The organism is Streptomyces pseudogriseolus, from assembly GCA_002154585.1.
In the GTDB taxonomy this organism is placed as follows: Bacteria; Actinomycetota; Actinomycetes; order Streptomycetales; family Streptomycetaceae; genus Streptomyces; species Streptomyces pseudogriseolus.
In genome coordinates this window covers 38,296-52,397 of record MUNG01000020.1, presented here as the reverse complement: position 1 = coordinate 52,397, position 14,102 = coordinate 38,296, and the positions used below count along the sequence as shown (strand labels likewise).

Sequence of the window (14,102 nt, the reverse complement as noted above, 5' to 3'; positions counted from 1 at the left end):
CGCGGACTCCGCAGGAGGCTTCACGTGTACGACCGTCCCCCGCTGTTCACCCCTGCCCGCGGGCGGCACGCCCTGCGGGCGACGGCCGCCGCCGTCGCCCTGTGCGCGGTGGCCCTGCTGACCGCCGGCTGCGGCTCGTCGCAGGACACCGCCGAGGGCGCGAGGGCCACGGCCGGGCCGGCCGCGGGCTTCCCCGTCACGATCGACAACTGCGGTGTGCGGACGACGTACGACAGGCCGCCCTCCCGTGTCGTCACCATCCACCAGCACCCGGCGGAACTCATGCTCGCCCTTGGTCTGAAGGACCGCATGGTCGGCACCGCCTTCCCCGACTCCGCCGTCCTGCCCGAGTTGAGGAAGGCGTACGCGTCGATCCCTGAACTGGCCGAGAGAGAACCGTCGTTCGAGACGATCCTGGAGGCCGGGCCCGACCTCGTCTACGGCGGCTACGGCAGCGCCTTCGCGGAGAACGAGGGCCGTTCCCGGGAGGCGTTCGCCGACGCCGGGATCGACACGCACCTCAACCGCGAGTACTGCGGCAGGAAACGCGTCACGATGGAGGACACGTACGACGAGATCCGCACCGTCGGCCGCATCTTCGGTGTCCCGGACCGGGCGGACCAGCTGGTCGCCGACCTCGCCCGCCGCGTGAACACCGCAGCCGCCGAGGTCGAGGGCGAGGACGAGGTGCCGGTCTTCGTCTACGACAGCGGCGACAAGGCCGCCTTCACGGCGGGCGGCAGAAGCCTCGGCACGGAGCTGATCCGGCTGGCCGGCGGCGAGAACGTCTTCGCCGACCTCGACGACGTCTTCGGGGACGTCTCGTGGGAGCAGGTCGTCGAGCGCGCGCCCGAGGTCATCGCCGTCTACGACTACGCCGGCGCGGGGAGCGTCGAGCGGAAGAAGGAGTTCCTGCTCTCCCAGCCCGCCCTGAGGGACGTGCCCGCGATCAGGAACAAGCGGTTCGTCGTCCTGCCGCTGACGGCGACGCTGGTCGGCATCCGCTCGGCCTACGCGGTCGAGGACCTGGCCCGCGGGATCCACCCCGAGAGCTTCGCGTGACCGGCCCGGCCGCCCGGGCCGACGTCGAGCGGGCCGCGCCGGAACGGCCCGGGCACGACGGCAGGCCGGACCGCGACGGACGAAACGGTCTCCCCCTCCCCCTCGCCCTCACCGTCCTGGCCGCCCTCCTCCTGGGCTCCGCCGTCGCGGGCCTGGCCATCGGCTCGGTGCACGTGCCGCCCGGCCAGGTGTGGGGCATCGTGACGCGCGCGCTGGGCGCCGGCTGGGTGGAGCCGGACTGGTCGCGGGCGCGGGAGACCATCGTGCTGGACGTACGCGCCCCACGCGTGCTCCTCGGGGCGGTGGCCGGCGCCGGACTCGCCGTCGTGGGCACCGCCCTTCAGGCCCTGATCCGCAACCCGCTCGCCGAGCCGTACCTCCTCGGCGTCTCCTCCGGGGCGTCCCTGGGCGCCGTCACGGTGATCGTCTTCGGGGTGACCCTGTTCGGGCCGGCCTCGCTGTCGGCCGCCGCCTTCGCGGGCGCTCTCGGCGCGCTGCTGCTCGTCTACGCCAGTGCCCGCACCGGCGGCCGGATCACCTCGGGGCGGCTGGTCCTGTCCGGGGTGGCCGTCGCCTCGGTGCTCACCGCCGTACTGAACCTGCTGCTGCTCACCACCGACCGGGGCAACGAGGCCCGCGCGGTGCTCGCCTGGACCCTCGGCGGCCTCGGCGGCGTCACCTGGGACACGCTGTGGCTGCCCGGCGCCGCCCTGGTCCTGGGCGTCGCCGTCCTCATGGTCCAGTCCCGCAACCTGAACCTGCTGCTCGCCGGTGAGGAGGCCGCGACCACGATGGGGCTGGACGTGGCCCGCTTCCGCGCCCGCATGTTCGTCCTGCTCTCCCTCGTCACCGGCGTGCTCGTCGCGGCGTGCGGCCCGATCGGCTTCGTCGGCCTCATGGTGCCGCACATCGTCCGCCTCGTCGTCGGCGGCGACCACCGCCGTGTCCTGCCGGCGGCGGCCCTCGGCGGTGCGGTGTTCCTCGTCTGGGCCGACATCGCCGCCCGCGTCGTCGCCGCGCCCATGGAGATACCCGTGGGCGTGCTCACCGCCCTGTGCGGCGGCCCGTTCTTCCTGTGGCTGATGCGCAGGGACGCCCGCCGGAGCGCCGACCGAGGAGGGTCATGAGCGGCACGGAACTCGTCGTCGACGCGGTCACCCTCACCGCCGGCGCGCACCGCCTGGTCGAGGACGTCTCCCTGACCGCACGCCCCGGCGAGGTGATCGGCCTGGTCGGACCGAACGGCAGCGGCAAGTCCAGTCTGCTGCGCGCCGTGTACCGCGTGCTGCGCCCCGTGTCCGGACGCGTCGCCGTCGACGGCGCCGACGCCTGGTCGCTGCCCGTGCGCCGGCTCGCCCGGACGGTCGCGGCGGTCGTGCAGGAGTCGGGCGGCGTGGATCTCGATCTGACGGTGCGCGAGGTCGTCGCCATGGGACGCACCCCGCACAAGCGGCTGCTCGACGGCGACACCCTCGAGGACGCCGGCCTGATCGAGTCGGCGCTCGCCGCGGTCGACGCCACCGAACTGGCGCACCGCGCCTTCGACCGGCTCTCCGGCGGCGAACGCCGGCGCGTGCTCATCGCCCGCGCCCTCGCCCAGCAGCCGTCCCTGCTCGTCCTGGACGAACCGACCAACCACCTCGACATCCGCCACCAGTTGGACGTCCTCGACACCCTGCGCCGACTGACCGCGACCGTCCTGGTCGCCCTCCACGACCTCAACCTCGCCGCGTACTACTGCGACCGCCTCTACGTGCTGAGCGCCGGCAAAGTCGTCGCCTCGGGCCCGCCCGCGGAGGTCCTCACGCCCCGCCTCCTCGCCGGCGTCTACGGCGTGGCGAGCGAGGTCACCGTCCACCCGCGCACGGGGGCACCGCAGATCACCTTCCTTCCCGGAGCGCCGCCCCCGTCGTGAGCTGCCTGAGCGCGATGTCGAGCTGGAGGACGTTGACGCGCGGCTCGCCCATGAAGCCCAGGGTGCGGCACTCGGTGTGCCCGGCGACGAGTTCCCGTACTTCTGCGAGGGGCAGGCCGTTCCGCTCGGCGACCCGGTGGACCTGGAGGTTCGCGTACTGCGGGGAGATGTGCGGGTCCAGTCCGGACCCGGAGGAGGTGAGGGCGTCCGGGGGCACCTGGGACGGGCTCACCTTGCAGGTGTCCGTGGAGTTGTCCCTGACGACGGCGGCCTTGGCGTCCCGCACCCACTGGACGAGCTGGTCGTTGTCCCCGGAGCGGTTGGTCGCGCCGGACAGGATGAGGTCGTACTGGGTGTTGACGGTGTTGGTGCCGAGACCGTTCTGCGGGCGGCCCTGGAACCACGTCAGGTCCGGCCGGGGGTTGCCTGGCCTCCCTCAGCGGCAGGTTGTACGCCTGCCCGATGAGTGAGGAGCCGACGACCGTGCCGTCGGCCTTGATCTCGGAGCCGTTCGCCCTGCCGGGGAACAGGCCCAGCGCGATGCCCGTGACGAGCAGGGGGTAGAGGACGCCGGTCACCAGGTCTCGGCTGGTACGCGCCGCTGGGCACCCGCCCCTCGTACGAGCTGATGCAGGGATGCGACACCCTGCTGATGATCGGCTCCAGCTTCCCGTACACGCAGTTCCTGCCGAAACTGGACCAGGCGCGGGCCGTGCAGATCGACATCGACCCGCACATGATCGGCCTGCGCTACCCGAACGAGGTCAACCTCGTCGGCGACGCCCGCGAGACGCTCCGGCGGCTCCTGCCCAAGCTGCACCGCAAGCAGGACCGGGCCTGGCGGGAGGAGATCGAGAAGAACGTCGCCCGCTGAGGAGGCGCCGTGCGGCCGGCTTCCGGCCGTCAGCGCGCATCGACGCCACTCGGGGCGGGCGTGGCCGCCGCCGGTGACGCCTCGATGGATGTACGGGGCTTGCGGAGGCCGACGGTGCTCAGCGCCGCGCTGACGGCGAGGGCCGCCACGGCCGAGAGCAGGGCGGCCCGCAGTCCTGACGGGAACTGGTCGGAGGCCACTTCGCCGACGAGCAGGCCCATCACCGCGACCCCGATGAGTCCGCCCACCTGGCGTGAGGCGTTGAGGACTCCGGAGGCGATGCCGGCGTTGGCCGGGTCCACCGAGATCGTCCCACTGGAGACCGCGCTGCTCGCCCTCGCCGACCCTGTCCGGCAGACCCTGGTACGCGAGCTCGCCGGAGCCGGGGACTGGGAGCGCTCATGCGGAAGCTTCGACGTGCCGGTCACCAAGGCGACCCTCAGCCGCCATTTCGCGGTACTGCGTGAGGCCGGGCTGCTGGAACAGCGCGACGCCGGCCCCAAGCGTCTCAACCGTCTGCGGCGCGCCGAGTTCGACGAGCGCTTCCCCGGCCTGCTCGACCTGGTGCTGCGGCAAGGCATCTGACGGGTCCATGCCTATATCTCCTGGGCCTCGCTCCGGCACACCGCATCCGGGCTTACCGCCCGGTCGTGCAGTGCCTTCGCCACGCTCCGCACCATGTCCGGGTCGGTGCTCGGAGTGCCGAAGGCAAGCGCCGTCCTGAACTCCCCGCCCAGGGTTCCGAGATGCAGGACGACGCCGTAATTGGCGCCGGTCCGGTTGACCACCGTCCGGTAGCCGGTGACCCGATCCGTGTGCGGGCCCAGGGCAGGGTCCACTACTCCGACGTTGGTGATGCAGATTCCGGGGGCCGATGCCTCGTCCGTGACGGGTTGGAGGCCGTCACCGCAGGTGGAGCGGTACGCGGGCAGGCCGGAGTAACCCGGCTGCGGCTGTCGCGTGCCGTGGCCCGGTACGGGCCGTCACGGCGGGGCAACGCCTGGGGTGAAGGGACCTGCTGAGTGAGGATCAGGAGCCCGTGGCAGGGGTGTCGGGGTGCAGGGGCAGCACCATGCGGAAGGTGGCGCCCTCGCCGGGGGCCGTGTCGACCTCCATGCGGCCGTGGTGGGCGCTCACCAGGGAGTGGACGATGGACAGGCCCAGACCGACGCCGCCGTCCCGGGTGCGGCCGCGGGCGTGGTCGACCCGGTAGAAGCGGTCGAAGACATGGGCGGCCTGCTCGGCGGTCAGACCCGGCCCCTCGTCGCTCAACTCCAGGACGGCCAGGCCGCCTTGGGTGCCGACGCCGATCCGTACCGGGGTGCCCGGCGGGGTGTGGGCGAGGGCGTTGCCGACGAGGTTCGACGTCACCTGCCGCAGCCGCGCCTCGTCCCCGAGGACGGGGGCGCCGCCGGGCGGTCCGCCGCCGGGTCCGGTCAGGACGACGGTACGGTCGGGAGCCAGGGCCCGCAGGTCGTGCAGGGCGTCGGCGGCCAGGGTGCGCAGGTCCATCGGCGTGAGATGGAGCGGCAGTCGCAGGTTCGCGGCGGCCTCCTCGTCGAGGCGCGCGAGCAGCAGCAGGTCTTCGACGATGCGCACGAGGCGGGCCGCTTCGCCTTCGATGCGGCTCATCGCGGCGTCGACGTCGGTGCGCTCGGGCATGCCGCCCATCCGGTACAGCTCGGTGAAGCCTTTGATGCCGGACAGCGGGGTGCGCAGTTCGTGGCCGGCGTCCGCGAGGAAGGTCCGCATGCGCGCGTTGGTGGCGGCGCGTGCGGCGTCGCCCTCCTCGATCCGGTCCAGCATGCCGTTGAGAGCGTCGGACAGGCGGCCCAGTTCGGTGCGGGGGGAGGCCGGCCGGGACACCCGGCGGGACAGGTCGCCGCCCGCGATGGCGGCCGCGGTCGTCTCGATCCGGCGCAGCGGGCGCAGTCCGGCCCGTACGGCGAACCAGCCGATCACGCCGAGCAGGGCGAGCACGAGGGAGTCGATCACCAGCATCCGTACACCGAGACCCCGGATGGTCGCACCGACCTGGTCCAGCGAACCGGCCACCACGATGCTGCCGCCCGCCGGGGTTCCTGCCTGGCCGACCGGCACGGCGATCACCCGCCAGTTCTCGCCGCCGCCCACGGCCGTGGCCTCGAACGGCCGCTCGTCGCGGGCCTCGACCGCCGCCCGGTCGAGCTTCGGCAGCCGGGGCGCGCCGGTGGCGGCCGGACGCGGTGTCCGCCGGACACGTCCCTCGGCGTCGAGGTAGACCACATGGACGTCGCCGGTCAGCTCGCCCTCCACCACGTCGCGCGCCCGTGGCCCGGTGTCGCCCGGAATCCTGGCCAGGTCGGTCAGGTCGGTGAGGTCGGACAGGCGGGCGGCCGCCGTGGCGGCGGACCGGAGCCGTTCGTCCAGCTGGTCGACCAGTTGGCGCTGCAGCAGGGTGACGAGCAGCGCATTGCTGGCGAGCAGGGCGGCGACCACCAGCAGCAGGCAGATCGCCACCAGGCGGCCGCGCAGGGACAGCCGTTCCAGGGCCCGGCGGGCGGACGGCGGCCTCATGGGCGGGGCCTGCGCAGTACGTAGCCGATGCCCCGCACCGTGTGGATCAGCTTCGGCTCATCCGTGTCGATCTTGCGGCGCAGATAGCTGATGTAGGAGGCGACGATGGAGTCGTCGCCGCCGAAGTCGTAGGCCCAGACGCGCTCCAGCAGCTGCTCCCGGGACAGGACCCGTCCGGCGTTCTCCATCAGCACCCGCAGCAGGCTGAACTCGGTCGGGGACAGCTCCACCGACCGGCCGCCCCGGAGCACCTGACGGCTGTCCGGGTCGAGCTCCAGATCACCCACGACCAACAGGCCGTCCTGCCGGTGGCCGCCGGTGCGACGCAGCACGGCCTGGATGCGCAGGACGAGCTCCTCCAGGTTGAACGGCTTGGTGACGTAGTCGTCGCCGCCCGCCCGCAGCCCGTTGATCCGGTCCTCGGCCGCGTCGCGGGCGGTCAGAAACAGGATCGGCGGAGGCCCGCCGGCCGCGGCCGGGTGCGACTGCCGCAGCCGGCGTGCGACCTCGAAGCCGTCGATGTCGGGCAGCATCACGTCCAGGACGATCAGGTCGGGCCGGCGCGCGCCGACCTCCTCCAGCGCCCGCGTCCCGTTCTCGGCCGCGACCACCTCGAACCCGGCCAGCCGCAGGCTCGCCGACAGCAGGTCACGCAGCGTCGGCTCGTCCTCCACCACCAGCAGCAGCTGCTCTGCGCCCGTCATGTCACCCGCTCCCCACCGATCATCGGTCCCAGTCTCCCGGCCCGCTAGGCGTCGCGCTTGCGGAAGACGACGAACGCCGCCGCCAGCAGCACGGCCACGCACCCGGCCATCACGCCGAGACCCGCCCACGGGCCGAGGAGCTCGGGATCGCGGTAGCCGGTGATGATCTGGCCTCCGGCGATCGGCGGCCAGTACGTCGACACCCACTCCCCGACCCCGCCGGGCAGGGCCGGCGCGAACGCCTGGACGATGAGCAGCACGCCGAACAGTGTCGTCACCGTGGCCGTCGTGGAGCGGATCACGGTACCCAGAGCCAGTCCGAAGAGCCCGGCCAGCGCCAGATACAGACCACCGCCGAGGATGCCGCGCAGTGCCAGGCCGTCGGACAGCGCCAGGCGCGGAGCGCCCGCCCCGGACAGCGACGCCTGCCCCACCAGAAACCCGGCGAGGGACACCGCGATCCCGGCCGGCAGCGCCACGCCCACCAGGACGACCGCCTTGGACCCGAGGACCCTCGCCCGGTGCGGCACCGACGTCAGTGTGCTGACGATCGTACGGGCGCCGTACTCGGAGGTGATCACCATGCCACCCAGCAGCCCCAGGGCGATCTGCGCGAGCAGATAGCCGCGCAGGCTGGTGGCCAGCGGATCGAAGACGGCCCGGTCGGCGGGGCTCAGGTCCGCGTACTCGCTTCCGGCCGACGAGCCGTTCAGCGCGGCGAGACCGACGCAGAAGGCGAGGGTCCCGAGGATCAGGTACGGGGTGGAGCGCATCGTACGGATCTTGATCCATTCGGCGTGCAGGCTGTGCCGGAAGGTCGCCCCGCGCGTGGTCGGACTGCTCGGTTCCGGGCCGGTCCGGCGGGCAGGGACGAGGTTCTTCGCCGTCCGGCCCGGGCGGGGCCACGCGGCGGTGCGGCTCATCGGCTCGCCCCCGTCATCGTCTCCGTCTTGGTCTCCGCCTGGTACTCCACCGCGTCACGCGTCAGGTCCATGAACGCCTGTTCCAGGGACGCCTGACGGGGTGACAGCTCATGCAGTTCCACGCCGCCGGCCGCCGCGAGGGCGCCGATCTCCGCGGCCTCCAGGCCGGTCACCACCAGGGCGCCGTCGTTCTCCGTGCGCACGTCGACGGCCGTGGCCAGCAGACCGCGCAGGGTTTCGGCCTGCGGGCTGCGTACGAGGACCTCGCGCTCGGAGTTCATGTCGATGAACGCCTTCATCGACATGTCCGCGATCAGCTTGCCCCTGCCGATGACGATGAGATGGTCGGCGGTCAGCTCCATCTCGCTCATCAGGTGGCTGGACATCAGCACGGCGCGTCCCTCGGCGGCCATGCTCCGCATGAGCTGCCTGATCCAGACGATGCCCTCCGGGTCGAGCCCGTTGAGGGGCTCGTCGAAGACGACGGCCGGCGGGTCGCCCAGAAGGGCGGCTGCGATGCCGAGCCGCTGGCGCATGCCGAGCGAGAAGGTCCCCGCCTTGCGCCGGGCGGCCTTCTCCATGCCGACGTCGGCCAGCACCTCGTCCACCCGGCGGCGCGGGAGGCCGTTGCCGGCGGCGAGCGCCAGCAGGTGGTGGAACGCGCTGCGGCTCGGCAGCACCGCGCCCGGGTCCAGCAGCGCCCCCACCACGGTGAGCGGAGCCGGCTGCGCGGCGTACGGCCGCCCGCCGACCGTCGCGGTGCCCGCGGTGGGGGCGTCCAGGCCGAGGACCATGCGCAGGGTGGTGGACTTGCCGGAGCCGTTGGGCCCCAGGAAGCCGGTCACCTCCCCCGGCCGGACGGCGAAGGTCAGGTCGTCCACGGCGAGGACGTCGCCGTAGCGCTTGGTCAGGCCACGCACTTCGATCATCAAGGCTCCCGAACCGGAGGCGGCAGTGGTGCACGCGAGGGCCGCGCGCACCACTCCACGTTCGGCGGCCGAGGTGAGCCGACTCTGCGTGAACATGTGTGCCGCGTGGGAGCCGCGATCCTCTGACCTGCGGCAACCGCACCGTAGGGGGCCGTCGGGCCGGGGATTCACATGGAACTCACATACGGGGGCGATGCCCCTGGCTCGTGGCCAGGGGCAGACTCAGAGCGTCACCGACCGGCGAAGCGGACGAAGGCGTCCCAGGCCGCCGCGTCCACTGCGAGGCCGGGCCGGGCTACGTCCTTGGAGTCGCGTACGTGTACGAGGTGAGGGCGGAGGGCGACCTCGACGCACTGGCCGCCCTCACCGCTGCTGTAGCTGCTCGTGCGCCACGTGACGACTTCCTCGACGTCGATGTTCATGTCTCTCCCAGCAGTTCCTCGACGAAGGTCAACGACTCGCGGGGCGTGAGAGCTTGTGCCCGTAGCAGACCGTACTGCTCTTCGAGCTGACGGACAGTGCCCCGGTCCGTGTAGAGGCGGCTGTCCTTGTACGCCTCCACGTAGGCGATCCTCCGCGCATTCTGTGTCTCGATCAAGGTGAAGGGCCCAGCCAGACCGGCATGCTCGTCGCGCGCGTTCGGCATGATCTGGATCTCGACGTTGCGCCGCCGGCCGTGCAGCAGAAGCTGCTCCAGTTGTCCCCGCATCACCTCGGTACCGCCTAGGGGCCGCGTCAGCGCGGACTGCTCGATGACGAAGCTGAGGGTGGGCATCGGTACGCGGCTGAAGATCCGCTGCCTGGCGAGACGCGCGGCAACCCGCTCCTCGATCACCTCCTCGCTGAGCAACGGTCGTCGCATCGTGAACACGGCCCGCGCGTATTCCTCGGTCTGCAGCAGCCCGTTGATGAGGTGGGTGTCGTACACATGGAGCTCGACCGCCTCCCCCTCCAGCCTGGCCGCGTCCCGGAAGAACGCCGGATACTGCGCCCGGGCCACCTCCTCCTTCATCTCCTGGAGGACCCCGCCCGCGTCCAGCACCTCGTCCGCCTGGTCGATGAACCTCGGCGGCGGCACCCGCCGCCCCTGCTCGTACGCGGCGATGGTCGACACCGAGTACCCCGTCAGCGAGCCGAACTCGGGCCGCTCCATCCCGGCCCGCACCCGAAACCGTTTCAACTGGCGTCCGAAGACCCGCAGGACCCCGGAGCCGGCGTCCGGTTCCGCATGCCGTTCCTCGACCTCGCCGCCCCCGGCCGCCCCGTCCGCCAGTCCCGTGGGTTCGCTCATCCCCGTACCACCTCCCTCGGTCAACGCACCCCCGCGCCGACCGTCACGCTCCGTCCCGCCTACACCCGCACATCGGCCACTTACAGCGACGACTCGTATGCGTGGCGTATCTGGTCACGCTAAAACCGCACCGGCAACGTGGGCCACATGAACAGCCGAATCTCCACCCCTCGGGGGCACACCTCCGGCGTCGGAGGCGAAAGCCCCTGCCCCCTGCACGAGTTCGCGATGGCGTTCACCTCCTCCCCGCGCGGCGCCCGCCTGGCGCGCAGACTGGTCTCGCACCGGCTGGACAGCTGGGGGCACCCGTACGGGGGCCGGGTGAACGAGACACTCGCGCTGATCACCGCCGAGCTGGCCGCCAACGCGGTCCGGCACGGGCATGTCGCCGGGCGGGACTTCCATGTCCGGCTCAGCCAGGGGACCGACGCCGTACGCGTCGAGGTGAGCGACACCCGGACCGAACGCGTCCCCGTGCTCGCCGACGCGGAAGCGCCGGGCGAGGCGGAGTCCGGCCGGGGTCTGCTGATCGTCGCGGGACTGGCGACCCGCTGGGGCGTCACGCCGCGTGACGGCGCGCCGGGCAAGACGGTGTGGGCCGAACTGCGCCTGGCGTGACTGCCCGGCCGGGGCGTCACGGCCTCGACGAGACCGCTGTGTCCTGTGCAGGACGACCGCCGCCGTCCCGAGTGCCGGAATGTCGACCGGCACCGAGCCGTCCCGCTCGATGCCGATGTCACGCGGGTTCAGGCCGAGGTAGGTGGTGCGTGCGGCGCCGGTCACCGTGAACGGCGTGCTCAGGCGGCAGGTGACGGGGGTGCCGGCCATCGACTGGAGGCGCACCAGGAGGTGGCCGTCGTCGGGGACGGTGAGTCCGACGAGCCGTACCCGGGGGTCGTCCACGGTCAGGAACCGCCTCTGCGCCGGAGTGCCGGCCCCGGATTCGGCGCGGGCGCGTACCGGCACGAGCGGGTGGCCGGTCACGGCGGCGACGCGCGCGGCGAGTTCGTCCGCGCCGGCGGAGGTGTCGTCCCCGGCTGAGCAGGAGCCGAAGCCGACGCTGTAGCGGAACACGTGGTCGAACGCCTGCTGGGAGGGGAAGTTGGTGTCCCAGATGTTGTTGTGCACCCAGGAGAAGACGGTGGCCGGTTCCTCCTGGGGCAGGGACGGGGGGTAGGGGACGTAGGGGATCGCGATGCCGCCGAGCTGGACGAGCGGGGCGTCGGCCGTCGCCAGGGCGGCGTGGTGGGTGCCGTCGCTGAGGCTGATCCAGCGTCGGACGGCGCGCATGTGGGTGGCCGAACCCGGCACGGTCTCCCGGTCGGTGCCGAGGACGCCGCCCGTGGCCTCCGTGTGCACGACAGGATGGTCGAGGGCGAACGGGAAGGCGAAGTAGGCGCTCTCCTTGGTGAGGGTCGCGGTCTTGTCGACGCGGTTCTCGATGTCGACGCGGGCCGCGTGGTGCGGAAGGTGCACCCGCACCCGGAGCCTGCGGGTGCCCGCCGGGGCGCATTCGTAGACGAGGGTCTGCCCTGTGGCGTCCGTGGTGCGCTCGACGAGGGCCGCGGGCGGGGCGGTGGTGCGGGAGGCCAGGAGGTGCATCGAGTCGTCGGCCACGGTCTTGCTGGACTGGTGGTTGAAGCCGCCGGCCGTGGCGTACTCGTCGTAGACGTATCCGTTGAAGCCGACGACCGCGTCCTGGCGCACCATCTCGCGCCCGGTGGCCTTGTCGACGACGGAGGCGATGCACGCCTCGCGCAGGTCGACCGTGACGCGCAGGTGAGCGTTCTCCAGGACGGTCGCGTCGGTGTAGGGGGACTCGTCCTCGCCGTCCCGTGCCGGGGTCCCGGTGCGGGCGGTGATGTCCAGGCGTACGGCGCCGCAGGCGGGTACGTCCGTCACGGGCACGTGGAGGAAGCGGCCCGCCGCGCGGTGGCGTTCGTTGCTCTGCGCCTCCTCGGTGAAGGGCAGGGGGGTGCCGGTGCGCGCGTCGGTGACCTGGACGGGGGTGTCGAGCGCGACGGTGCTCTCCGGGAGGAACAGGCGTGCGGTCTCGGTGCGGGGCCAACTGCACGTGTTCACCGTGTAGTACGACGCGAGCGCGTCCTCGGCGGGGGCGAACGCCTCGCCGAGCAGGGCGGAGGCGGCGTCCAGCAGTGTCTCGGCGTCGTCGTGGGCGCGCATGGCCTGGGAGTACTTCCAGTGCCACTGCTTCTCGCCGGATCCGTGGCCGTGGTCACCGTGGGTCCAGGGGTCGCCCGCACCCCAGGTGTGTTCGTTGAACAGCGACGCGGAGCGGTACACGGCCGGTGCGCTCCGGGTCACGGCCGTGCTGCCGGGCACGCCCATCAGGTGCGCGAACCCGGAGACGGTCTGCGCCTCGGCGAGGGCGGCCTGTCCGCGCCGGGTGGCCGCTTGCGGTACGGCGCCCGCGCCGACGCCGTCGACCCACCAGTCGGTCCAGTCGCCGCGGTAGGTCTCCAGGCGGTCGCCGACCCGCTTCTCCGCGTCCTCGAAGAAGTCCTGGTTGCGTGAGGCGCGCAGCCGCGGGTACGCCCACTGTTCGTTCCAGCGGCGCACCGTGTCGGAGATGATGCGGCGCGGCGGGCCGTTGTCGGCGAACTTGCCGAGGACCCGCAGGTGCAGCACGTCCCACGGGTAGGGGTCGGCCGTATCGGGCAGGTCGAGGGCGGGGAAGCCGGGGATCCCGCGTCCCTCGTGCGGGTAGGGGAACCGGGCCAGGGCGCTGAGGTAGGCCGGCAGCAGGTCGTCGACGTGGTCGTAGGACTCGTCGAAGCCAAGGATGGACCCTTCCATGTACGCCAGACCGTGCGGCGTGTCCGTGCGCCAGACCAGGACGCTGTTGCCGCTCGGCGCCTGCCAGCGGAACAGGCGCGGCAGGTGTTCGCCGCCGACGAGGTGGGGCACGGCGCGGCCCGCCCAGTTGTGGGCGACGGACAGGTAGCGGATGCCGTTGTCGGTGAGGACGTCGGGCAGACCCACGACCTGGCCGGGCACGTCGGTCTGCATGGCCGTGGTGATGTCGAGGCCGTGCCGGTCGCGCAGCTCGGTCACCGGGCGCAGCAGTTCGTGCAGTTCGTCGGTGGAGCAGGTCTCGGTGTGCAGGTTGAAGGGCATGGCGGTGAGTTCGACGCGCCCCTCGCGGACCCGGTCCAGGAAGGTCTCCACCTGGCGGCGGGGCCGGTTGGCCGCCCAGTCCTGGAAGGAGTGGAATCCCTCGACGGCCCAGCGGAAGCGGGCGGGGTCCGGCCACTCGTCGGTGTCCCGGCACAGCTCCAGGAGTGCGTCGAGGTAGGCGCGGCTCTCGGCCATCACCCGGCCCTGCGGGTCGGTGTAGCCGATGTCCAGGTGGGAGTGCTGCACCAGGTGGAGCGTCCAGTGGCGCTGCGGGCGCGCCTCGAAGGGGATGCGCGTGCCCTCTTCGAGGTCCGGGAGCTCGATCAGCAGGGGGGTGGGTGCGTCCACCTCCGGGACCAGGAGGCGGGTGTCGCCGTCGGGTCCCGGCAGGAGTTCGCAGTGGACGGGGCTGCCGCCCTCGGTGGTGACGTGGACCCGGGTGATGCGCGGCGGGCGGGGTGCGCCGTCCGGGCCGGTCACCCGCAGCCGGACGGACTGCAGCAGGCCGCCCCTGTCGTCGCGGCGCAGCAGCGGCTCTCCCGACAGCCGTATCCGCAGGCCGCCGAGGCCGGCGGTGGTGGCCACGCGCTCCTTGAGGAGGTCGCGCGCGATGTCGGCGTCCCACCGGGACGGCCGGGTCAGCGGGGGCTTGGGCATGGTCCGTGAGGTCCTTCGTGTCGAGGGTGCGGCGGTGCGGGTGGGCGGGCCGG

General features: G+C 72.6%; 13 protein-coding genes and 3 pseudogenes. 6 read left to right on the top strand and 10 right to left on the bottom strand.

Going from position 1 to position 14,102, the window contains the following annotated elements; translation table 11 throughout:
• Positions 1–24 precede the first annotated feature (24 nt).
• Genes CCN29_RS02905 through CCN29_RS02895 form a run of 3 tightly spaced genes read left to right on the top strand, consistent with a single transcriptional unit; the run spans position 25 to position 2,977 of the window.
• Positions 25–1,062: an ABC transporter substrate-binding protein gene (locus tag CCN29_RS02905; RefSeq protein WP_031023059.1), complete on the top strand. Its 1,038-nt coding sequence runs from the start codon at positions 25–27 to the stop codon at positions 1,060–1,062.
• Complete coding sequence (locus CCN29_RS02900) at positions 1,059–2,189, top strand: FecCD family ABC transporter permease (protein WP_086679922.1); 1,131 nt, start codon at positions 1,059–1,061, stop codon at positions 2,187–2,189. Before CCN29_RS02905 ends, CCN29_RS02900 begins: the two co-directional genes overlap by 4 nt.
• Complete coding sequence (locus tag CCN29_RS02895; protein ID WP_086679920.1) at positions 2,186–2,977, top strand: ABC transporter ATP-binding protein; 792 nt, start codon at positions 2,186–2,188, stop codon at positions 2,975–2,977. The genes CCN29_RS02900 and CCN29_RS02895 overlap by 4 nt, the downstream gene beginning before the upstream one ends.
• Here the strand turns inward: CCN29_RS02895 and CCN29_RS02890 are convergent.
• A pseudogene (locus CCN29_RS02890) lies at positions 2,943–3,615 on the bottom strand (potassium-transporting ATPase subunit C). The gene CCN29_RS02895 and the pseudogene CCN29_RS02890 sit on opposite strands and share 35 nt — an antisense overlap.
• On the opposite strand from CCN29_RS02890, the pseudogene CCN29_RS02885 reads away from it, so the two are divergent.
• Positions 3,579–3,848: pseudogene (locus tag CCN29_RS02885) on the top strand (thiamine pyrophosphate-requiring protein); the annotation flags it as partial. The pseudogenes CCN29_RS02890 and CCN29_RS02885 sit on opposite strands and share 37 nt — an antisense overlap.
• A gap of 32 nt (positions 3,849–3,880) precedes the next feature.
• Here the strand turns inward: CCN29_RS02885 and CCN29_RS02880 are convergent.
• A complete protein-coding gene (locus tag CCN29_RS02880; protein ID WP_006136339.1) occupies positions 3,881–4,153 on the bottom strand; it encodes a hypothetical protein in 273 nt (90 codons plus the stop codon).
• Here CCN29_RS02880 and CCN29_RS02875 point away from each other — a divergent pair.
• Entirely contained in the window at positions 4,140–4,436 is a 297-nt protein-coding gene (locus CCN29_RS02875; protein ID WP_442538220.1) for an ArsR/SmtB family transcription factor, read from the top strand. The two genes, CCN29_RS02880 and CCN29_RS02875, sit on opposite strands and share 14 nt — an antisense overlap.
• An 11-nt stretch (positions 4,437–4,447) precedes the next feature.
• Here CCN29_RS02875 and CCN29_RS02870 read toward each other — a convergent pair whose 3' ends face one another.
• From CCN29_RS02870 to CCN29_RS02840, 7 genes are all read right to left on the bottom strand, one after another.
• Positions 4,448–4,690 (bottom strand): hypothetical protein, encoded by a 243-nt coding sequence (locus CCN29_RS02870; RefSeq protein WP_006136341.1) that lies wholly within the window; start codon positions 4,688–4,690, stop codon positions 4,448–4,450.
• A 190-nt stretch (positions 4,691–4,880) separates the two neighbouring features.
• Positions 4,881–6,407 carry a sensor histidine kinase gene (locus tag CCN29_RS02865; protein WP_086679914.1) on the bottom strand — a complete coding sequence of 509 codons (1,527 nt, stop codon included), beginning with the start codon at positions 6,405–6,407 and terminating at the stop codon, positions 4,881–4,883.
• A complete protein-coding gene (locus CCN29_RS02860; protein ID WP_006136343.1) occupies positions 6,404–7,111 on the bottom strand; it encodes a response regulator transcription factor in 708 nt (235 codons plus the stop codon). Before CCN29_RS02860 ends, CCN29_RS02865 begins: the two co-directional genes overlap by 4 nt.
• A 44-nt stretch (positions 7,112–7,155) precedes the next feature.
• On the bottom strand, positions 7,156–8,034 hold the full coding sequence (locus CCN29_RS02855) for an ABC-2 transporter permease family protein (RefSeq protein WP_006136344.1): 879 nt from the start codon (positions 8,032–8,034) through the stop codon (positions 7,156–7,158).
• Positions 8,031–8,963: an ABC transporter ATP-binding protein gene (locus CCN29_RS02850; RefSeq protein ID WP_086679912.1), complete on the bottom strand. Its 933-nt coding sequence runs from the start codon at positions 8,961–8,963 to the stop codon at positions 8,031–8,033. The genes CCN29_RS02855 and CCN29_RS02850 overlap by 4 nt, the downstream gene beginning before the upstream one ends.
• Before the next feature lie 230 nt (positions 8,964–9,193).
• Entirely contained in the window at positions 9,194–9,385 is a 192-nt protein-coding gene (locus CCN29_RS02845) for a DUF397 domain-containing protein (protein WP_031022391.1), read from the bottom strand.
• A complete protein-coding gene (locus tag CCN29_RS02840) occupies positions 9,382–10,254 on the bottom strand; it encodes a helix-turn-helix domain-containing protein (RefSeq protein ID WP_086679910.1) in 873 nt (290 codons plus the stop codon). Before CCN29_RS02840 ends, CCN29_RS02845 begins: the two co-directional genes overlap by 4 nt.
• A gap of 147 nt (positions 10,255–10,401) precedes the next feature.
• On the opposite strand from CCN29_RS02840, the gene CCN29_RS02835 reads away from it, so the two are divergent.
• Positions 10,402–10,872, top strand: coding sequence for an ATP-binding protein (locus CCN29_RS02835; protein ID WP_052034424.1), 471 nt, complete (start codon positions 10,402–10,404; stop codon positions 10,870–10,872).
• Positions 10,873–10,917: 45 nt separating this feature from the next.
• On the opposite strand, the pseudogene CCN29_RS02830 reads toward CCN29_RS02835, so the two are convergent.
• Positions 10,918–14,049 (bottom strand): annotated as a pseudogene (locus CCN29_RS02830) (glycoside hydrolase family 38 N-terminal domain-containing protein); the annotation flags it as partial.
• Positions 14,050–14,102 lie beyond the last annotated feature (53 nt).